This window comes from Mucilaginibacter puniceus, assembly GCF_054783175.1.
Window position 1 is genome coordinate 92,286 of sequence record NZ_BAAGRB010000005.1, and the last position, 21,591, is coordinate 113,876.

The window sequence follows — 21,591 nt, forward strand, 5'->3', positions numbered from 1 at the left end:
CACATTCGCATATCTGCATATTTGCACATCAAAATTATGTTCGATAAACTCATGGAAGCCCAGCAAAAGGCTGGCGAAGTAAAAAAGAGACTGGATGCTATTACCGTATCCGGATCTGTAGAGGGTGGCCAGATATTGGTAACCGCCAATGGCAATAAAGTAATTCAGTCTATTGACATCAACCCGCAGTTTTTGGCGGATGCTGATAAAGAGGAGCTGGAAGAACTGATGGTGATTGCCGTTAATAAAGCATTAGAACAAGCCGACAACGTGAGCCAAAGTGAAATGGCCGCCATGACCAAAGATATGTTTGGCGGGCTAGGCGGATTGTTTGGAAAATAAAGAATATCGAACACCCAATATCGAATTTTGAATGATGAAGGCCTACTTCATTATTCGATATTCGGCATTCATTATTCGACATTAAAAACTACACTTATGAAAGCAACCTATTACGGACAATCATCTGTAGCGTTAGAATTTGAAGGTAAAACATTATTGTTTGACCCATTTATATCGCCAAACCCGTTAGCAAAGGGCATTGATATTACTGCTTTAAAACCTGATTATATCCTGGTATCGCATGGGCACGGCGATCACATGGCTGATCTGATCACCATACAAAAACAAAGCAACGCCAAGGTGATATGCATTGCCGAAATTGCCGATTGGCTAAACAGCAAAGGTATTGATAACGTACACGGCATGAATATAGGCGGCGGCTTTAACTTTGATTTTGGCCGCGTTAAATTAACCAACGCGGTACACTCTGCAACACTGCCCGATGGCGCATCTGGTGGTAACCCGGTAGGTTTTGTAATTTATGCCAATAACGGTAAAAAGATATATTTTTCAGGCGATACTGCGCTGACCTATGATATGAAGCTGCTGGAAGACGAGAACCTGGACTGGGCCATTATACCCATTGGCGATAACTATACCATGGGGGTTGATGATGCCATTAAATCAACCGAATTTTTTAACTGTAAAAACGTTATCGGGATACATTATAATACTTTCCCGGTTATTCAAATTGATGTGGAGGAAGCACGCGAAAAATTTATAAAAGCGGGCATTAATATACAGCTGCCGTCTATTGGCGAAAGCGTTGACTTGTAATAGCTATTTTCCCAATCCTACTATAACGTCCTTTTTCATTACTGATTCGATTGGATTTTCTACGTTATGATTAGCGTTAGCTTTAAAATCCAATCCTAATAACTTGGCAATGGTTTGAGCCAACTGCTTTTGATATATAGTGGTTGATGTGCTGATTTCCCCATCTGCCTGCGTGTCCGGCCCTATTACTCCCAGCCAGGTTTGTATAGAGTTTTTGATCAAAATACTGTGCTCTGTCCATGCCCAGGGGGATCCATCACCCCGGCCATGGTCACTGGTGATGAGCAGCGTAGTTTTATTTCGATAAACCGGATCCGACTGGATATACTTCCATATGGCTGCAATATAATCGTCTTGCTGACGGATATTTTTAAGGTATTGCTGATAGTTTCCCTGGTGGCCCATTTCATCGGTTTCATCAAAAGCGAAATACATTACCCGTGGTTTATGTTGCTTTAAATACGCTTTTCCTATTTCATAGGTCATGGTATCAACCCTGGTATTGGGCCCTATGGTATGCGGCACCTGATGTTGCAGGTTGTTCAAATATTTCAAATGTTCATTAGCATCTATACTATCTACATTGGTATAGCCTGCATTAACTTTTAAGCCAGAGCGTTTAGTATTAAATATATAAGGGAACAATTCCCACGAAGCGAAAACGGCCACTTTGTTTTCAAAACCGGGCTGCTGGTTAATATATTCTAAAACACTAATATTAGGGTTATTTATGGCACGGTTGCCATTTATCCTGGCATCGGGTTTGCCCGAAAACATTTCGTTATAACCGGGATAGGATGAACCGAACAGATTAGCTACTTCGCTTTTATTACCCAGATCCCTATTACCATACAGTTGCCCGTTATGCGCCACGGTACTCCATATAAATGGCATTAACAATTTACGGCGTTCTTCAGCAGTTTCTGCCCAAAATTGCTTGCGAATATTGTCTTTATCAATTGTGTATTTTGAGTTAATAAGGGTGGAGTCGGCGCCCCGGTAAACCTCCTGCCACCTTAGCCCGTCAAGGGTAATTATTATTACATTTTGTGTTTCGCGAAATTGGGCGCTTAAGCGGCATCCAATTATTAAGAAGATAAATAACAGCGTGGCTTTTTTCATAACCAGTAGTTTTATTTCAAAAGTAAACCACCGGTATTATCCCAACCTTTAATAAAGGTTAAACCTTAAACACTTAATTGTTAACAAAATAAAAACGCCCCCGAATTTATCGGAGGCGTTTACTAAAAAATGATATTTACTATTATAATTTTAAATAACTGTTCCGTCCGGAATAATCGCGCGCTTTTTAATAACCACAATTCCATCTTTCACGGTATGGGTAGGGAACTCTCCGTCAGGTAATGGGTCGCCGCAATTAATGCATACGTCGTTACCTATATAGGTGTTTTTATCTATAATGGCATTGTTTATCTTACACCTGTCGCCAATACCCATAATAGGGATGCCGGTTGCTTTCGATTCTGCTATCTGTTCCAATGTCTGGTAATTATCGCTACCCATTACATAGCAGTTTTCAATAGTGGTTTCAAAACCAATGCGGGTACGTATACCTACTATTGAGCGCGAAATTTTACTGGCATTAATAATACAGCCATCCGCAACAATGGTTTTTTCCATCAGCGTGCCCGATACTTTGGAGGGCGGCAACATACGCGCACGGGTATAAATAAAGTTTTTATCAAACAGATTAAACTGCGGAATCTCGTCTGTCAGGCCCAGGTTTGCTTCAAAAAATGAAGGAATTGTTCCAATATCTGTCCAATACCCTTCATATTGGTAGCTAATTACTCTATGGTTGCCTAACGATTGCGGAATGATCTCTTTGCCAAAATCAGTCCGATCGTTTCCTTCTAATAATTCAAATAAAAGTTTGCGGTTAAAAAGGTATATACCCATAGATGCCAGGTACAACCGTCCCTGCTCTTTCATCTCGGGGCTAACCGGCGACACCAATTTTTCAAAGCCGGTTTTTGGTTTTTCAACAAAATCGGTTATTTCGCCTTTGCTAGTGGTTTTTATTATCCCAAAGCCGGGTACATCATTTTCATGCACGGGGATGGTAGCTATTGATATTTCAGCTTCGGTCCTGATATGCTCATCTATCATAGCTGCAAAATCCATCTGGTACAATTGGTCGCCTGATAATATCAACACATGATCAAACTCATGCACAGCTAAATGGTGTAAGCTTTGCCTTACCGCATCCGCAGTACCCTGGTACCATGAGCCACTGGAAGGTGTTTGCTCGGCGGCCAAAATATCCACAAAAGCCTCGCTAAAGGTGCTAAAGTGGTAGGTGTTTTTGATATGCTTATTTAGCGAAGCCGAGTTAAACTGCGTCAACACATAAATACGCTCAATGCCCGAGTGTAAACAGTTTGAAATAGGTATATCCACCAAACGGTATTTACCCGCAATTGGCACTGCCGGTTTTGAACGTGTTGCTGTTAACGGATGCAGGCGGCTTCCCTGGCCCCCGCCAAGTACAATGCAAATTACATTTGATGTCATATCGTTGTGGGTTTTATACTTATGCTATTATAAAGTTCAATATATTTTTTGGCAGATACATCCCATGAAAAATCAAGGCCCATCATGCGTTTGCGCAGCGTTTGCATTTTAGCCGGGTCGGCATAAATTTTTACAGCCCTATCTACAGCTGTGCAGATATCATCTACGTTGGTATTATCAAAGCGGATACCGTAGCCGTTTTTAGCTTCAAGATCTATCACGCTGTCTTTTAATCCGCCGGTGCTGCGTACCATAGGCATAGTACCATAGCGTAACGAGTATAGCTGATTTAACCCGCATGGCTCAACCCTTGACGGCATCAATAAAAAGTCCGATCCCGCGTAAACCAAATGCGCCAATTCTTCATTATAACCAATGTACACGTTGCATTGTTCCGGGTATTTATCTTTTAGCTCCTGTAAAGCTTTTTCCAGTTCGGGATCGCCGGCACCTAATAACAAAAAGTTAACCTTACCCGGGTGAGCGGCTATGCTTTTCTCAATAGCTTCCGGAATAATATCCGCGCCTTTTTCTATCACCAATCTTCCTATAAATGATACAAGCGGCAGGCTTACATCTAAATTGAACCGCTTGCATAGCACCTCTTTATTTTTTTGTTTCCCTGCGGATACTTTGGCAGCGGTAAAGTGCTCGGGTATCATTGGGTCGGTTTTGGGGTTCCATACTTCGGTATCAATACCGTTGAGTATGCCTACGCCCTTGCCCTGCTCCAGGTAAAACAGATACTCTAACCCGTTAGAGCTAATTGTCAGCTCATGCAAATAGGTTGGTGAAACAGTAGTATAAGCGGTAGCACATTTAACCGCTGCTGCTAATGGATTAATGCCACCATTCCAATCCAGCAGGCCGGTTTTGGTCAGATCGATCTCGGGCAGATAGGATAATTTATCCCAGCCAAAGGCACCGTGGTACTGGCCGTTATGTATGGTAAATACCGTTGGCGTATTAGCCAAACGGGTGTATAATTTAGAGTGGTACAATAAAAATGGCACCAAGCCCGAATGGTGGTCATGGCAATGAATAATATCCGGCGATTGCTGCGAGTAGCTTATCCAATCTAAAAAAGCCAATTGGTAAGCTATGAATTGCTCGCGCTCATCAGGGTAGCTGTAAATGTTTTCCCTGTCCACCAATCCCGGAATTTTTACCAGGTAAAGTTCAAAGCCCAGTTTATTGGTTTTCTCCTTTAGTATCTCAAAAAATAAGCGACGCGTACCCAACAGCGTAGCACTTTGAAACACGGTTTCAAATTCATTTTCCTGTACAAATTTCCTGTCGTAATAAGGCAGTACCACCGCGGCATCTAAACCGGCTTCGCATTGGTATTTGGGCAGCGCGCCCACCACATCGGCCAGGCCGCCAACTTTAGCTACCGGATAACATTCTGCGCTTAAGTGGTATATTTTCATCAGGGTTTGTATAGCGTGGTTAAGGTACTAAACATTTACCCAAATGAGCAAACACATAATTGGAAAAATGTGTTTTTTATGCTGATAATATTTAATAAAAACAGGCGATTGGTTGCTGTTTTGGCATTAAGAGGGATTAAGCCGGGGTGTTTATTACGAAAAAGGTAAGATGTCATCCATAGCCTGTCGAAGGATGAGCGCGTTGGGCCTGCCCGCTATGCTTCGACGAGCTCAGTATGACCGTGAGCACTTAATTAGGCAACATGGTTTACACAACTTAACACATTTTTAATTATTTTTTCTATAATTGGCTGATAATAAATTAGTTATGTGAAAAATACCTTAAAAAGTGTAAACCATGATTTATGCCGCAAGAGTTCTTGGGCTAAAGCCAATCCTTTTTAATTTATTATCCGTTGGCTGAAGCCAACGGCAATGAAATTAGGCTCAATCAGTCATTCATTGCCGTCCCATTTATGGGACGGATTAAGAAACATGCTAACCGGCTTTAGCCAAACTCGCATCACAGATGCTTAGCCAGGTTAAGCACTCGTCGCAGACGAGCGCAAGTTGAGTTGAAAGCCCTCCCTTCCGGGGAGGGTTGGGTGGGGCCGTTAATGCGCCTCCAGCCAATTCAAACCCGTACCTATCTCCACCATTATCGGTACTTCGGTTTTGATGGCGGTTTTCATGTTGTGCATAATGATGGGCTTCACAATTTCTATCTCATGGTTAGGTACATCAAACACCAACTCATCATGCACTTGCATGGTCATTTTAGCACCCAATTTTTGCGCCTTAAACTCGCGGTGGATATTGATCATGGCTATCTTGATCATATCCGCTGCCGAGCCTTGTATGGGGGCATTAATGGCATTTCGCTCGGCAAAGCCACGTACGGTTTGGTTGGCCGAGTTGATATCCCTTAAATACCTGCGCCTGCCCATTAGGGTGGTTACATAACCGTTTTCGCGGGCAAAGTTCATGGTATCGCTCATGTATTGTTTAATGCCCGGGTATTGGGCAAAGTAATTTTCAATAATTTCGGCAGCTTCTTTACGGGGGATGCCCAGATTTTGCGATAACCCAAATGCCGACTGCCCGTAAATGATACCAAAGTTTACAGCCTTAGCATTGCGGCGCATATCGCCTGTTACTTCCAGTAAGCTTACGCCATAAACATTAGCTGCGGTAGCGGTGTGGATATCCAGGTCCTTAATAAAGGCATCCATCATGTTGGCATCCTTGCTTATTTCGGCAATAATACGCAACTCAATCTGCGAATAATCGGCAGATACAATGGTATGGTTTTCATCCCTCGGGATAAACGCCTTACGCACCTCGCGGCCACGCTCGGTACGTATAGGTATATTTTGCAGGTTGGGGTTGGTTGAGCTTAAACGCCCGGTTGCCGCTACCGCCTGGTTGTATGAGGTATGCACCCGCCCGGTTTTTTGATTCACCATTTGCGGCAAAGCATCTACGTAAGTCGATTTTAATTTTTGCAGCTGGCGGTAATCTAATATATCACGCACAATATCGCTTTTTGACGCTAACGACAACAACACATCCTCCCCGGTTTGGTATTGGCCGGTTTTGGTTTTTTTTGCTTTAGGATCAAGCATCAGCTTTTCAAAAAGCACCTCGCCCAATTGCTTGGGTGACGCGATATTAAAACGTACGCCCGCCTTTTCATAAACTGTTTTTTCCAGTTTAGCTATATCAGTTTCCAGTTCTTTAGAGAATTCACGCAGGGTGTCATGGTCAATGCGTACGCCCTCGTGCTCAATATCTGCTAAAACATATATCAGTGGATTCTCTATCTCATGCAATAACTTTTCGGCACCTACTTTTTTTATCTGCGGCTCAAAAACATTTTTTAATTGCAGGGTGATGTCGGCATCCTCGGCGGCGTATTCTTTTACTTTCTCTATTTCTACATCGCGCATGCTGCCCTGGTTCTTGCCTTTGGCACCTATTAATTCGGTAATGGAAACCGGTTTATAGCCCAGGTAATTTTCAGACAGGATATCCATATTATGGCGGGTATCCGGGTCGATGATGTAATGCGCCATCATGGTATCAAACAGGTCGCCTTGCAGTTCAACACCGTACCATTTTAGCATCAGGATATCAAACTTTAAGTTTTGCCCAATTTTGCTGATAGCCGGGTTTTCAAATACTCCTCTAAACTCATCAACAATCGCCTTGGCTTCCTGCTCATCGGGCGGGGTAGGTACATACCAGCCCTCGGTAGGTTTGATGGAGAAGGATAGGCCCACCAGCTCACAGTTATTGGCATCTGTTCCGGTAGTTTCGGTATCAAAGCAAAAGCTTTTTTCTTTGCTTAGCTGCACGATCAGATCGGCTCGCTTCTCTTTGGTATCTGCCAGGATATAGTTATGCGCTACGTTATTAATGTTTTTAGCTACCTGGGTAAATTCAGGTTCGGCAATATCAGTTACATCCACCGTCATGGTGGTGCGGCCACTGGCCACTTCGTTACCAAACAGGTCGGTTTGTACCCCTACCGATTTATATTCGGTAATGCTGAAATCATCACCAAACACACGCTTGCCTAATGTCCTAAACTCCAACTCGGCGAATAATGGCTCTAACAGGTCCTTACTTGGCGCGCACATCTCTAATCCTGCTTCATCCAGTTCAACGGGAACGTTTAATAATATCGTAGCCAGTTTTTTGGATAGGATACCCTGCTCGGCAAAGGCTACCACGTTTTCCTGCAGCTTGCCTTTTAACTCGTGCGCGTTCGCTATTATATTTTCAACCGAGCCGTACTGCTTGATCAATGTTTTGGCTGTTTTTTCACCCACACCCGGTATTCCCGGAATGCCATCCACCGCGTCTCCCCATAAACCTAAAATATCTATCACCTGCTCGGGGCGCTCAATTTCCCATTTTTCTAAAATCTCCTTTACCCCCAAAATCTCCATCTCGTTACCCATGCGGGCAGGCTTGTAAATGAAGATATTATCTGTTACCAGCTGACCAAAATCCTTATCTGGTGTCATACAATATACCTGGTAGCCTTTTTGCTCGGCTTTTTTGGCCAGCGTACCTATGATATCATCCGCCTCATAACCATCCGAAGTGATCACCGGGATATTAAAACCCAGTATCAGCTTAATTACATAAGGTAAGGCTTTCGACAGATCCTCGGGCATGCTTTCGCGATGGGCCTTGTAGCCCGCAAAATCGGTATGGCGCTCGGTGGGTGCATCGGTATCAAAAACTACCGCCATGTGGGTTGGCTTTTCTTTTTTAAGCACATCCAGCAGGGTATTGGTAAAACCCATAACCGCCGAAGTATTTAGTCCGCCCGAAGTAAAACGCGGGCTTTTGCTTAAAGCAAAATGCGCCCGGTAAATAAGGGCCATGCCATCTAAAAGAAATAGTTTTTTCATGATCTATATGATTGCACCGATGGTAACAGGATTACACCGATATTTCAAAAATACAATTTATAAGCAATCCGCGTAATCATTAAATCAGCGAAATCAAAGGTTTAAACACCAAATGTTGACAAGAATTGGGTATAATTGAATATTGAAGAAATGAGTTTGACATAGTAAGGATGATTAAATGAAAAAAACACTTTTAGGTATTTTATTTACAGTTGGTGTAATATCAATTGTTATAGTCTTTATTTTAAAACAAAAAACCTCTCCGGCAAATCGCTTAAAACAGCAGTTTAATATTGATATTAGTGATCGGGATTTTACTATAGGTACTACAAGTGAACAATGGCTTGCTAATGGTGATGGTTATTATTATGTAGAAATAATTATGGCGAGAACTGAAAACGTTACCAATGATTTAATCGCCAATAATTTTAAACCATTACCCGTCAATGATAATGTACCAGCAAGTGAGTTTTCAACCAATTGGGAGGAAGTAAATAAAGGTTTTTATCAATTCGGGCTTTTAGATTCTGACTTAAGAAATTTTAAAATAGCTGTTTACGATTCTGAACATAACAAGATTTTTTTCTACTATGAAATCAATTAAGTTGTTGTTCTAAAGCAATTAGACGTGAGTCAAATGGTAAACTATTTAAAACTACACTCATTCACATGGTCATTCACCATGCCGGTGGCCTGCATATGCGCATAGCAAATAGTCGTGCCAAAAAACTTAAAGCCACGTTTTTTCATATCCTTGCTTATCGCGTCGGATATGGGTGTACTGGCGGGTAGTTTATTATCGCGGTTGTTGATGGGTTTGCCATCGGGCATAAAGCTGTACAAATATTTATCAAACGAGCCAAACTCTTTTTGTATTTGTATAAACAACTGCGCGTTGGTAATGGTTGAGGTAATTTTTAAACGGTTGCGGATGATACCTGCATCCTGCATTAAACGTTCGGCATCTTCATCAGTAAATGCCGCTACCTTTTGCACATCAAAATTGGCGAACGCCTTGCGATAATTCTCGCGGCGACGCAAAATGGTTATCCAGCTTAAACCCGCCTGTGCCGATTCAAGCACCAGGAACTCAAATAATATTTTATCATCATGTACTTCGCGTCCCCATTCTTCGTCATGGTATTTCATATACAATTCGTCGGTTCCGCACCAGCTGCAGCGTTTGATAGGTTGAGTAGACATAAGTATTATTTAGATTTTTAAAGATAATACTTCGTATCAAAATGTGGTTTCATAAATATTATTCTCTGTATCGCCCTGTTTTGTACTAAATATTGGTCAGGATTTAGGGTGTAAACCATCTTTAGTTACACTATTATTTCTTGTTTGTTAAAAAAATATCCCGGTTGGCAAATAATACTTGTTTAAGCGCTTAACAGGGCATAAATTATTTTCGTTTTTATTTTGGCATTGGCTTTGCAAATACTTTTACAATTACATTTAATACTATCATGAAAACATTAAAACTCAAAATAGCTACTTATAGCTTAGCATTAGCCACCGTTGCCACGTTAGGAGCGGGCTGTAACTCATTTACTAAAACTCAAAAAGGTGCTGCCATTGGCGCAGGTGCCGGTGGTACTATTGGTGCCGTAATTGGTAAAAGTGCCGGTAATACTGCATTAGGAGCCATAATTGGTGGTGCCGTTGGTGGTACCGCAGGTGCATTTATTGGCCGTAGTATGGACAGGCAAGCTGCCGAAATTAAACAAACCGTTCCCGGAGCGACAGTTGAGCGCCAAGGTGAAGGTATAGTTGTAAAATTTGACTCGGGTATTTTGTTTGATACTGACAAGGCCGACTTAAAACCTGCTGCAAAAACAAACCTGCAAAGCTTAGCCACCTCATTGCAAAACAACCCGCAAACCAATATTTTAATTGTTGGCCATACCGATAATACCGGTAGCGATGCACATAATTTGGATCTTTCTATACAAAGAGCACAGTCAGTTAAAGCTTATATAACGGCTAATAATGTTGCCGCATCGCGCTTAACCATACAAGGAAAAGGCGAATCAGAACCCATTGCTGATAACTCAACCGCTGAAGGACGCGCACAAAACCGCAGGGTTGAATTGGCCATTGTTGCCAACGAGGAATTAAAACAACAAGCTAAACAAAGCGCTCAATAATAAATAATACTGACTTACTATATGGTTAACCCTTGCCAAAATTGGCAGGGGTTTTTTGTTATATGACAAATTAATTAGGTACCTGTAAGCTGTTTATAGTTATATTTGCATCGATGTTAAAAAAATCAGGCGCCATATTATTAGTATTGCTGTATACCCTAACGGTATCGGGCTTTGCTATTAACCTGCATTACTGCGGTAAACTGCTGGCGTCTGTAAAAATATCGGCACCGGTTGAATCATGCACCAAAGGCATGAAGAAAATGAAGTGCTGTAATGATAAGCAAATACAGGTTAAGGTTAAAGACGCGCACCAAAACGCCTCATTTAACTTTATAGCCAAAACATTTGCCTTTGACGTTCCAAAAACTCTTTTCAGCGATTTTTTACCGGTAGAAAATGCATCGGCTAAAAAGCTTTTGGCTGCTGCATCACCCCATGCACCACCTGATGCTGTTGCTGTATTCGTAAAGAATTGCACCTTCCGTATCTGATCATCAATTAATCGCATTGCGCAGGCAACCTCCTGCAGTTTATTTTTTAACGATTAATTTTTGATTTTATGAAAACCCTAAAAATATTTTTAGCCCTTGTGGCACTATCAACCGGCGTTGCCAACGCCCAATTTACCAAAGCCGAATTACAGGTTAGCGGCTTAACCTGCTCTATGTGCTCAAAAGCCACAGAAAAATCATTACGTACCCTTGGTTTTATTGGCGATATAAAAGCCGACCTTAACCGTAATGTATTTGTGCTTACTTTTAAAAACAATGCCCGTGTAAACCTTGATCAGATCAACAAAAAGGTGCAAGGCGCGGGCTTTTCGGTAAGCAACCTTAAAGCCACTTTCAACTTTGCTAATGTTAAAATAACCGATAATCAATTTAATTATGGCGGCGAAAACTATCGCATTGTATCGCCACTAAATAAAATGCCCGAAGGGCTTGCTACTTTTACTGTAGTTAACAAAGGTTTTGCACCTGCTTCGGTATATAAAAAGTACAGTAGTGCATTTGCCGGCGATGCTAAAGCAGGCAAGGTTTATCACATAACTATATAAGTTACGGTTATGAAATTTATTGGTTTGTTAGCGGCTGCCGTATTGGCAACCGCTAATTGTTTGTGGGCGCAGGAGTTATATGTAAACACCGAGCCTGCCAGCAATATGGCTACCCACTCGTTAGGTATACGAGCCGAGAACCAGGGCTTTTTTAACCCTGTTTTTAAAAACCGCAGCACGCTGGAACTGATGTATGGCTTTAGCAAACACCTGATGGTGCATGGCAGCCTATATAAGTCAAACTTTTACCAGGCCGATCAGCGTGTTGAGGGTGGCAGCGTTTATGCCAAATACCGCTTTTTATCAGTTGATAGTGTACAGAGCCATTTTCGCGGGGCGGTTTTCGGTAAGTTTTCGCGCATTAATAATGGTGTATATAACCAGGAGATCAATTTGGAGGGCGATAATTCGGGCTACCAGGCAGGGTTGGTTTTTACCAAACTGGCACATAAGCTGGCTATATCAGGCTCGGCAAGTTACTTGCGCGCGCTCAATAACGGGGCCTATCATTTAATTCCGGGTAACGCGCGCGATGCAGTAGGTTATACATTATCGGCAGGGTATTTACTGTTCCCCAAAACCTATGAAAGCTATGACCAGGTAAATGTTAATTTATATGTGGAGCTGTTAGGTAAAACTAATCCCGGTTATCAACAAAGCTACCTGGATGTGGCGCCTGCTATTCAATTTATTTTTGATAGTGTGCTGCGGGTTGACCTATCCTATCGGGCGCCGTTATATAATAACATGATACGCAATAGCAACAATATGTACCTGGTAAGGGTGGAGTATAATATTTTTAATCTCTTTAATTAAGACTCACCATGAAATTCTGTTATATATTATTCTTGCTGGCATTAGGCGCATTGCCTGTTTTTGCTCAGCAGATGCCTAAAGACACGACCAAACATACCATGGAGATGGGTGATATGGAGATGGGTGATATGCAAATGGACGACAGTAAGCCCATGATGATGCATAGCCAGTATTCGCTTGATCTGCCCATGAACCGGGACGGCTCCGGATCATCATGGGTGCCTGATGAAACTCCTATTTACGCCTACATGATACATAGCAAAAAATGGATGACCATGATACATGGCAGCTTTTTTATGCGCTATAATAACCAGGATATTTTTAAATCGGGCACTAAAGGCGGCAGCAAATTTGATGTGCCTAATTGGCTAATGGCCATGACTCAGCACCAGGTTGGCAAAAATGGTTTGTTCTCTATCAGCACCATGTTTTCGCTCGATCCGTTTTTGGTGGGTAGCTCCGGGTATCCGTTATTATACCAAACCGGCGAAACCTATCAGGGTAGTAAGCTGGTTAACCGCCAGCATCCGCATGATCTGTTTGCACAGCTGAGCGTGGCTTATACGCAACGAGTGGCTAAAAACACCGAGCTGTCGTTATCTGTGGGTTACCCGGGCGAACCCGCTTTGGGGCCGCCTGTATTTATGCACCGCCTATCGGCCATGAATGATGCCAACGCGCCCATAAGCCACCATTACCAGGATGCTACGCATATTACTTTTGGTGTGGTTACTACGGGTTTCAGGTATAAAAATGTAAAGCTGGAGGGATCAATATTTACCGGCCGCGAACCCGACGAGTTCAGGTATAATTTTGATAAGATGCGGTTCGATTCATATTCCCTGCGTTTGTCCTACAACCCTGCTCGTCAATGGGCGCTGCAGGTGTCAAACGGCTGGTTAAAAGACCCGGAGGGCGACAATCACCATGGCAATATCAGCCGGTTTACGGCATCAGCTATCCACACTAAAATGTTAAATGCCCGCAGCTTTGTAGCTACCACTTTAGTGTACGGGCAAAACCATTTTAAAGGAGGAAAAACCCAACCATCTGTTTTACTGGAGAACACTTTACAGTTAAATAAAACAGCTATTTATGGCCGGTATGAGTTTGTACAAAAAGACGCGGACGAGTTGGATATGGAGGGTTTATATCCTGCCAATCCAAACTTTAATATAAACGCGTTAACATTAGGGGTAAATAGAATATTGGCTACCGTTAAGCAAACCAATTTATCTGCAGGCATGCAAGCAACATTAAATGTTTCGCCATCGGCTTTAAAAAACATTTATGGTAGTACGCCTGTGGGTTTCCAGGTATATATTAGGGTAAATCCTACTTTTTAATTATTAGTCCAGACTTACGAAGTTTTAAAAACTTCGTAAGTCTTCTTAACTATATCTCCATCACTTCCTTTTTCTTTTTACTGCGCATGCGCTTAGGCACAAACTCCAGTATCTCTGTTTTCAAGGCGTCAATCATTCGGCGTTTCAGGTAGTTTTTTTGTATAACGATGCTTACCTCGCGGGCGGGTTCGGGTGTTTTAAAATAGCGTACCCGGTCCATTTGCTTATCACTAAGGTCAGACAAGGCCAGCTCAGGCAAAATGGTAGCGCCATTGTTTTGATCAACCATGCGTTTTAAGGTTTCCACACTACCGGTATTGTATTCAAAATGCTTAAAGCCCTGTGTGGCTTTTCGGCGCTGGCAAATATTTAAAACCTGCTCGCGCATACAATGGCCTTCGTTAAGCACCCAAATCTCCTCCATATCAATATCGTCAGGGTAAATGCTTTTCTTTTTATACAGCTTGCTGCTTTTGGAGGTATAGGCTACAAAATTTTCATAAAAAACGGGTATCTCTAACAAAGCGCTTTCATGCAAAGGCGTTGACAATATGCCGCAATCAATAGTACCTAACTTTAATTGCTGAATAATGTTTTCGGTGGTTTGCTCCCATACGATCAGTTTAACCTGCGGATATTTGTTTACAAACCCATTTATAATTTTAGGTAGTATATAAGGAGATATGGTTGGGATAATTCCCACTTTTAATTCGCCGGATAGTTCCTTTTGCCTGTCGGTGATGATCTCCTTTATTTTTTCACTTTCGGCTAATAGGATGCGCGCCTGGGCTATGATATCTATGCCTATTTCGGTTGGGGTAACCGGTTGTTTACTGCGGTCAAATAGCTTTACGCCCAGCGTATCTTCCAGTTTTTGAATTTGCATACTCAGCGTTGGCTGGGTAACAAAACACTTTTCGGCTGCTGCTACAAAGCTCCGGTAAGTATCAACAGCTACAATATATTCTAATTGAACTATGGTCATATAGACCAAATCTATTAAAATAATTTAAAACTATTGATTTTGTCTATCACTATTTTTTTAAACAAAAAAGCCGGCAATTGCCGGCTCATATATCCATATATGTTGATGTTATTCTACCGTAACTGATTTTGCCAGGTTACGTGGCTGGTCAACATTACAACCACGCATAACGGCTATGTGGTATGCCAACAATTGTAAAGGTATAGTTGCCAATAACGGTACAAATGCTTCGTGCGTTTGTGGTATCTCAATCACATAATCTACCATTTCCTTAACATCAACATCCCCTTCAGATACAATAGCTATAACGCGGCCTTTACGGGCCTTTACTTCCTGTATATTACTGATCACTTTTTCGTATGACGAGTTTTTGGTTGCAATAAAAACAACAGGCATATTCTCATCTATTAAGGCAATAGGGCCGTGCTTCATTTCGGCTGCCGGATACCCCTCGGCATGGATATAGGATATCTCTTTTAGCTTTAACGCCCCTTCAAGTGCTACCGGGAACGAACTGCCGCGCCCTAAAAACAAGCAATTTTGGCTGTTAACAAATGTTTCGGCAATTTTAATTATTTTATCATTTGCCTTTAAGGCGCGCTCAACCAAACCAGGTATTGCATCCAATTCGGTTAAATACTCTACCAATTTGCTTTGGGTTATAGTACCCCTCTGCTGTGCTACATAAAATGCCAGTAAAGTTAACACTGTTACCTGGGCAGTGAATGCCTTGGTAGATGCCACTCCGATTTCAGGGCCGGCGTGTGTGTATACCCCGGCATGTGTTATGCGCGGAATAGATGCACCAACCACATTACATACACCAAAAATGGTGGCCCCTTTTTCTTTAGCCAACTCAATAGCGGCCATAGTATCTGCCGTTTCACCTGATTGAGAAATAGCGATCACCAGGTCACGTTCAGATATTATAGGGTTACGGTATCTAAATTCAGAGGCGTATTCTACCTCAACCGGTACACGTGCATACTCTTCAATTAAATACTCGCCCACTAAACCTGCGTGCCATGATGTACCACAAGCTATAATTATAATACGATCAACGTTTTTTAGCTTTTCAACATACTCCTTTATCCCCCCAAGTTGAACCTTCCCTTCCTGCGGGTAAATTCTCCCTCTTAAACAATCGCGTATTGACCGTGGCTGCTCGTAAATTTCTTTAAGCATAAAATGCTCGTACCCGCCTTTTTCAAGCATCTCCAGCTTTAAATCAAGCTCATGTACGTACGGGGTTTGTATGGTGTTGTCAATATTTTTAATAAGCAAGCTGTCGCGTTGAACATATGCTATTTCGTTATCATTTAAATAAATAACGTTTTTGGTATATTCAACAATAGGAGTAGCGTCAGATGCAATAAAATACTCATCATTACCTACGCCTATTACCATGGGGCTCCCTTTGCGTGCCGCTATTAATAGATCGGGCTCGTCTGCGCTCATTATAACAATTGCGTAAGCCCCTATCACTGTATTTAATGCTAAGCGTACAGCCTCGCGCAAATCAACTCCGGTTTCCTTTTCAATATCCTCAACCAGGTGAATTAATACTTCTGTATCGGTATCGCTTTTAAAAACATGGCCTTTAGCTAATAGGGCTTCTTTAATAACCGCATAATTTTCAATGATGCCGTTATGTATAATAGTTAGCCTGCGGTCTCCTGATGAATGCGGGTGCGAGTTACGGTCGCTCGGGGCGCCATGAGTTGCCCACCGCGTATGGCCCATACCTACGCTACCGCTAAGATCAATATCCTTTACAAAATTTTCAAGATCACTTACCTTGCCGGCTTTTTTGTAAACTTTAAGTTCCTTGTCCAGCAAGGCTACGCCTGCGCTATCGTATCCACGATACTCAAGTCTATGAAGTCCTTTTATAATAATTGGGTATGCGTCCCTAAAACCTATATAACCTACTATTCCACACATATAAAATATTTAAATAAAACGGTTATCAACCTCTGGCTAATAACCGCTAATTAACAAAAAAAAATGCAATGATTATGCTTATTATTTTGCCAGTTTTGTATAGATAATATTAAGCTTAATACGATATGGTGATGTCAAATCACTTCCAACAGCAAAGGTACGGGCAGCCGATGTTGCGGTTGCTGCAAATCCATATGAGCCATCTGCAATATCAACGGCACCTAAAAATGTGCCGTTATCCACCGTTTTTCCACGTAACAGATCTTCAATATGGGCAGTTATAATAAAATGATAGTCGTTGGTATTGATGAAGTAATACCCGCCAAACAACTGGGTACCGCGTGGATCAGTACTAACAGCGTCAGACAATGCCACACGCTGATGGGCCTGGTCATACTTATACATGCTTAACTGGGGTATTGGCGCAAACGGAATAGTTGAACCCGCAACCGGAGTAATAACCAATTCGGCCCTGTTCAATACAATATCAGAGCCCAGGTTTTCAATTATCTTTTTCAGATAAGGAAAGCTGATCTTCGCCCTTAAGCCGGCAAGTCCCTGTAAATAAAAAGTATTTCTTGAAGTGCTTTGATTTGCCAGTTCGGTTTGTATAGGGGTTGAATAGTTATGTTTTACTTCGGCAGCATGGTACGAACTGGAAAGCGTAACACTAGTTGTGTCAACAATACTACCATTAACCGATCTGTAGTAAACTTCCAGACTTGCCAAGTCTGATCCATTAAACATAAATACACCGCCGGCCCCTGTAGTTTGCGCTTTATCTAAAGTAACATACAGCCCCTTAACCGCATTTTTAAAGGTTAAATTACTAACTAACTGCGAGCTGGGCGCATTAAATAATATGGAGTTGATAAAGTTTTTATCAATAGGTATCCTAAGCTGTGGGGCAACTTTTGAAATAACATCGCTTCGCCCGGCTACAGACTTAACAAGTTTAGTACTATCATTTGTACGCGAAATAAATGACCTTGTACCTAACAAATTGCTGCTATTATAACTCCATTGTTTGGTATTGTAGTAGCTAACATTAAAAACCCGCTCGTTTAATTGATAAACGTTAACCTTGTACTTGGAGGCAATGGAATCGCCATAAAAACCCTGTGTATATTTTAATATCAATACCGCCGAATCAATAGTTATTGTACCGGCAGGGGGGGTATAAGCCGCCGAGGATGGTGCATTTAAGTCAAGCGCCAAATTAGCCTCGGTTATTCCAAATACCGGGTCCTTAATATAGCCCATAGGCATTTTTTTGGAGGTGCTTGTTAAAACACTATCCTCGGGTATGGTATTAATTATAATGGTAGCTGTATCTATCAGGCTGCCATTTAACTGATTTGATGCGTTTACGCCCAACCCAATGGAATCCTGTTTAACACAACTGCTTAAAATAAAAAGACTTATCAACAGCGTTAATAAGTCTAATCTGAAAAATTTCATATATGATGATCTCAATACTTATACAACCTGTGCCAACTCCTCGTTGACAATTTCGTCGTAAAAATTGTAATAATTTTCGAAATCAGAAGTAGAATTAAACTCCAAAACCGATTTATTGCTGTTTTTAACACTATTTAACACTTCATCATCAATATTGTCGCTGCCTAAAACAATAGCGTCGCTGTATTGAATTGCACCTTCGTACAAAGCGGCACTGGTACCCGGCTTATAAACCTCGGTATGTTTTTCGGTCATATCGCCCATTACGGCTTTACGCGCAAAATCGGGGTGCATTGTACCTTTCGTGTCGTCTTCATAAATAGAATAAACAACTTTTGAATTTTTAAACGTCGGGTCGTCTTTATAAGTTGTTTTTAAATACGCAGGCACTAACGCGCTCATCCAACCATGACAGTGAATAATATCAGGCGCCCAGCCTAATTTTTTTACCGTTTCTAATGCGCCTTTGCAAAAGAAAATAGTACGTTCATCATTATCGGCATAAAACTTCCCGTCCTTATCTTCAAACACGTGTTTACGCTGAAAATACTCATCGTTATCTAAAAAATAAACCTGCATACGTGCTGCCGGTATTGATGCAACCTTAATAATCAACGGATTGTCGTTATCATTAATGATGATATTCATACCTGACAAACGGATCACTTCATGAAGACGATTCCTGCGCTCATTAATATTTCCAAAACGAGGCATAAGGATACGAATCTCGTAACCTTTTTCCTGCATAGCCTGCGGAAGCTGGCGTGTGATTTCAGAAATTTTTGTTAGATCAAGGAAAGGTGACATTTCATGAGTTATAAACAAAAGCTTAGATTTACTCATCTCCAAATCAATTTAAATTTATACAAAGAACCCAAAAATTGGGTTTGCAAATATAAGCATTATTATATGAACTGGCAACGATTTATGCAAGTACTTTTGGTTATTTTTAATCAAATGTGCAACTTCGCCGTCTTTTGGTAATACTAAGTGGGTTGGAAAGATTTACTACTAAAATTCAGTTACAGCAGTATTTAGCGCAAGCGCAGGCGGGCGGTAAAACCATTGGGCTTGTACCTACTATGGGCGCGCTTCATGATGGACATTTGTCGTTAATACAGCTGGCCCAGCAGCAATGTGATATGGTAGTATGCAGCATTTTTGTAAACCCCACGCAGTTTAATGACCCGCACGACCTGGAAAAATATCCACGCCCCATACTGGATGACATTAAAAAACTGGAAGCTATTGGCTGCGATGTGTTATTTGAACCCGCAGTAAATGAAATTTATGACGACCATGAGCAATGGCATTTAAACATTGGCCCACTGGAGGGTTTGCTGGAGGGGAAATACAGGCCGGGCCATTACCAGGGAGTTACCCAGGTAGTATATAAATTGCTTACCCTGGTTAAACCGGATATTGCTTACTTCGGGCAAAAAGATTACCAGCAGTTTTTGATCATTAACCAAATGGTGAAGCTGTTAAACATCCCGGTAAAGCTGCAAATGTGCCCTATAATGCGCGAAACTGATGGGTTGGCCATGAGTTCAAGAAACATCCATTTATCGGCTAATGACCGTAAGCATGCGCTGGTACTATTCAAAACGCTAAATCGCGTGAGCAAAAACTTTAATATCACCCAACTTGCGCAGTTAAAAAGCGAGGCTGAAAACGTTATTAAAAACGAGCCCGGCGTTGAATTGGACTATTTTGAAATAGCCGATGGCAATACGTTGCTGCCGGCAGATGAAAAATCCAAAACCATTGTAGCCCTTGTTGCCGCTAAGGTTGGCGATACCCGTTTGATAGACAATGTTATTATAGCCGGTTAGCTATATTTCATCCTATTGTCAACTAATCACTAATTAACCAATCACTAATTAACTAAAAACGTAACTTTGCATCATGATTATTGAGGTATTAAAATCAAAAATTCATAGGGCGCGCGTAACACAGGCTGAACTGAACTACGTGGGCAGTATTACTATTGATGAAGATTTGATGGATGCGGCAAATATTATTGCCAACGAAAAGGTGCAAATTGTAAATAATAACAACGGCGAACGCTTTGAAACCTATGTGATAAAAGGCGAGCGCGGTACCGGTACCGTTTGCTTAAACGGCGCAGCCGCCAGGTTGGTGCAGGTAGGGGATATTATTATAGTCATGTCATACGCCTACATGGAAATGGACGAGGCCCGCAATTACGAACCGCTTTCAGTTTTTCCGGATGTAAATAATAAATTAATTAAGTAATTTGGTTTGATATTTCAACCCGGATGAAAGCTGCTATTACATTATCCCTATTAATTACCAGCATTACCTGCCTGGCTCAAAAGCAAAGTGTTTTTTTTCTTAAAAATGATGGTGCCTCTGTCGAATTGAAAGATAGTGCTGACTTTATACGTATAGTAACTGAACCCGACCCCGGGTCTGAATTATTTAATGTAACGGATATTTATAAAAGCGGAAAAAAGAAGTTAGTTGGAAAATCAAGCACTCAGGATCTTCCTACCATGTTTGAAGGCCAAACCATCGAGTATTTTGAGAATGGAAAACGGCAAGCCATATCTAATTACGCTTTTGGAAAACCTGTAAAAGAACGATTTGAATATTTCCCCAATGGTAAATTATACATTACAAAACAATATACAGACCCTCCAAAAGATAAACCTCACGAACACCCTTTTTTAATAATTGCAAATTACGATTCATTAGGTACTGCATTAGTAAAAGATGGCAACGGATACTACAAGGCATTTGACTATAAGTTTGAACGTATATTTGAAGAAGGGCCTGTTAAAAATGGCTTAAGAGACGGGAAATGGAAAGGCCGCGAAGACACTATTAGTTTTGTAGAAACATACAAAGATGGTGTGCTTATAGATGGTTTAGGGACTTCAAAATCAGGTCTTAAATCGAGTTATAAAAATGCCAGAGAAACATTGCCACTATTTAAAGGTGGTAATGTGGCATTTTTGAAATTTTTGGCCAATAATATAAGATACCCTGTTGATGACCGCGAAAAAAACATTCAGGGCAAAGTAGTGCTCATATTTGATGTAAATATAAATGGCGTTATAGAAAATATTAATTTTATTAGTGCCCCCACAGTGAATATGGTAAGAGAGGCGATTAGAGTTTTAAGACTCAGTCCTGATTGGATTCCTGCAAGAAAATTTGGGCGTAACATCCCTTTTAAATCTTATACAGTACCCGTGAACTACACTTTGGGTGAAGAGCGCTAAATTCTCACCGGTTTAGTATTTCCTGATGTAAATAATAAATTATTAAGTAACTTGGCTTAACCTTAA

The 21,591-nt window shown here is 41.4% G+C and carries 20 protein-coding genes; 11 read left to right on the forward strand and 9 right to left on the reverse strand.

What is annotated here, in order from left to right; translation table 11 throughout:
- Positions 1-36 precede the first annotated feature (36 nt).
- Complete coding sequence (locus ACYVJ6_RS15165) at positions 37-342, forward strand: YbaB/EbfC family nucleoid-associated protein (RefSeq protein WP_460694937.1); 306 nt, start codon at positions 37-39, stop codon at positions 340-342.
- A gap of 96 nt (positions 343-438) precedes the next feature.
- On the forward strand, positions 439-1,119 hold the full coding sequence (locus tag ACYVJ6_RS15170; protein WP_460694938.1) for a metal-dependent hydrolase: 681 nt from the start codon (positions 439-441) through the stop codon (positions 1,117-1,119).
- 3 nt (positions 1,120-1,122) lie between these two features.
- Here the strand turns inward: ACYVJ6_RS15170 and ACYVJ6_RS15175 are convergent, their stop codons facing one another.
- The 4 genes from ACYVJ6_RS15175 to polA all read right to left on the reverse strand — a co-directional run bounded on the left by ACYVJ6_RS15175 (position 1,123) and on the right by polA (position 8,509).
- Positions 1,123-2,241, reverse strand: coding sequence for an alkaline phosphatase family protein (locus tag ACYVJ6_RS15175; RefSeq protein ID WP_460694939.1), 1,119 nt, complete (start codon positions 2,239-2,241; stop codon positions 1,123-1,125).
- A 150-nt stretch (positions 2,242-2,391) separates the two neighbouring features.
- Positions 2,392-3,654 carry a glucose-1-phosphate adenylyltransferase gene (locus tag ACYVJ6_RS15180; RefSeq protein ID WP_460694940.1) on the reverse strand — a complete coding sequence of 421 codons (1,263 nt, stop codon included), beginning with the start codon at positions 3,652-3,654 and terminating at the stop codon, positions 2,392-2,394.
- Positions 3,651-5,084 carry a glycogen synthase gene (locus tag ACYVJ6_RS15185; RefSeq protein WP_460694941.1) on the reverse strand — a complete coding sequence of 478 codons (1,434 nt, stop codon included), beginning with the start codon at positions 5,082-5,084 and terminating at the stop codon, positions 3,651-3,653. The genes ACYVJ6_RS15180 and ACYVJ6_RS15185 overlap by 4 nt, the downstream gene beginning before the upstream one ends.
- 614 nt (positions 5,085-5,698) lie before the next feature.
- Positions 5,699-8,509 (reverse strand): DNA polymerase I, encoded by a 2,811-nt coding sequence (polA, locus tag ACYVJ6_RS15190; protein WP_460694942.1) that lies wholly within the window; start codon positions 8,507-8,509, stop codon positions 5,699-5,701.
- Positions 8,510-8,687: 178 nt separating this feature from the next.
- Here polA and ACYVJ6_RS15195 point away from each other — a divergent pair, with 178 nt between their 5' ends.
- Entirely contained in the window at positions 8,688-9,113 is a 426-nt protein-coding gene (locus ACYVJ6_RS15195) for a hypothetical protein (RefSeq protein ID WP_460694943.1), read from the forward strand.
- Between the two features lie 41 nt (positions 9,114-9,154).
- Here the strand turns inward: ACYVJ6_RS15195 and ACYVJ6_RS15200 are convergent, their stop codons facing one another.
- Positions 9,155-9,712, reverse strand: a complete 558-nt coding sequence (locus ACYVJ6_RS15200; protein WP_460694944.1) for a DNA-3-methyladenine glycosylase I — start codon at positions 9,710-9,712, stop codon at positions 9,155-9,157.
- Between the two features lie 269 nt (positions 9,713-9,981).
- Here ACYVJ6_RS15200 and ACYVJ6_RS15205 point away from each other — a divergent pair, with 269 nt between their 5' ends.
- The 5 genes from ACYVJ6_RS15205 (at position 9,982) to ACYVJ6_RS15225 (ending at position 13,884) form a co-directional block, all read left to right on the forward strand.
- The gene (locus tag ACYVJ6_RS15205; protein WP_460694945.1) at positions 9,982-10,662 is read left to right on the forward strand and encodes an OmpA family protein; all 681 of its coding nucleotides are present in this window, start codon (positions 9,982-9,984) and stop codon (positions 10,660-10,662) included.
- 113 nt (positions 10,663-10,775) lie between these two features.
- Complete coding sequence (locus tag ACYVJ6_RS15210; RefSeq protein WP_460694946.1) at positions 10,776-11,156, forward strand: HYC_CC_PP family protein; 381 nt, start codon at positions 10,776-10,778, stop codon at positions 11,154-11,156.
- A 68-nt stretch (positions 11,157-11,224) separates the two neighbouring features.
- Positions 11,225-11,722, forward strand: a complete 498-nt coding sequence (locus ACYVJ6_RS15215) for a heavy-metal-associated domain-containing protein (protein ID WP_460694947.1) — start codon at positions 11,225-11,227, stop codon at positions 11,720-11,722.
- Between the two features lie 9 nt (positions 11,723-11,731).
- A complete protein-coding gene (locus tag ACYVJ6_RS15220; RefSeq protein ID WP_460694948.1) occupies positions 11,732-12,538 on the forward strand; it encodes a hypothetical protein in 807 nt (268 codons plus the stop codon).
- Positions 12,539-12,546: 8 nt separating this feature from the next.
- Positions 12,547-13,884, forward strand: coding sequence for a hypothetical protein (locus ACYVJ6_RS15225; protein ID WP_460694949.1), 1,338 nt, complete (start codon positions 12,547-12,549; stop codon positions 13,882-13,884).
- A gap of 49 nt (positions 13,885-13,933) precedes the next feature.
- Here the strand turns inward: ACYVJ6_RS15225 and ACYVJ6_RS15230 are convergent, their stop codons facing one another.
- The 4 genes from ACYVJ6_RS15230 to ACYVJ6_RS15245 all read right to left on the reverse strand — a co-directional run bounded on the left by ACYVJ6_RS15230 (position 13,934) and on the right by ACYVJ6_RS15245 (position 19,117).
- Entirely contained in the window at positions 13,934-14,869 is a 936-nt protein-coding gene (locus tag ACYVJ6_RS15230; protein ID WP_460694950.1) for a LysR substrate-binding domain-containing protein, read from the reverse strand.
- A gap of 108 nt (positions 14,870-14,977) precedes the next feature.
- Entirely contained in the window at positions 14,978-16,813 is a 1,836-nt protein-coding gene (glmS, locus tag ACYVJ6_RS15235) for a glutamine--fructose-6-phosphate transaminase (isomerizing) (protein WP_460694951.1), read from the reverse strand.
- 81 nt (positions 16,814-16,894) lie between these two features.
- Positions 16,895-18,274 (reverse strand): DUF4270 family protein, encoded by a 1,380-nt coding sequence (locus ACYVJ6_RS15240; protein WP_460694952.1) that lies wholly within the window; start codon positions 18,272-18,274, stop codon positions 16,895-16,897.
- A gap of 18 nt (positions 18,275-18,292) precedes the next feature.
- A complete protein-coding gene (locus ACYVJ6_RS15245) occupies positions 18,293-19,117 on the reverse strand; it encodes a glycogen/starch synthase (RefSeq protein ID WP_460694953.1) in 825 nt (274 codons plus the stop codon).
- A 152-nt stretch (positions 19,118-19,269) separates the two neighbouring features.
- Between ACYVJ6_RS15245 and panC the strand changes: the two genes are divergently transcribed.
- From panC to ACYVJ6_RS15260, 3 genes are all read left to right on the forward strand, one after another.
- Positions 19,270-20,109 (forward strand): pantoate--beta-alanine ligase, encoded by an 840-nt coding sequence (gene panC, locus ACYVJ6_RS15250; protein WP_460694954.1) that lies wholly within the window; start codon positions 19,270-19,272, stop codon positions 20,107-20,109.
- A gap of 73 nt (positions 20,110-20,182) precedes the next feature.
- A complete protein-coding gene (panD, locus tag ACYVJ6_RS15255) occupies positions 20,183-20,533 on the forward strand; it encodes an aspartate 1-decarboxylase (RefSeq protein WP_460694955.1) in 351 nt (116 codons plus the stop codon).
- A 23-nt stretch (positions 20,534-20,556) separates the two neighbouring features.
- Positions 20,557-21,525, forward strand: a complete 969-nt coding sequence (locus tag ACYVJ6_RS15260) for an energy transducer TonB (RefSeq protein WP_460694956.1) — start codon at positions 20,557-20,559, stop codon at positions 21,523-21,525.
- Positions 21,526-21,591: the final 66 nt, after the last annotated feature.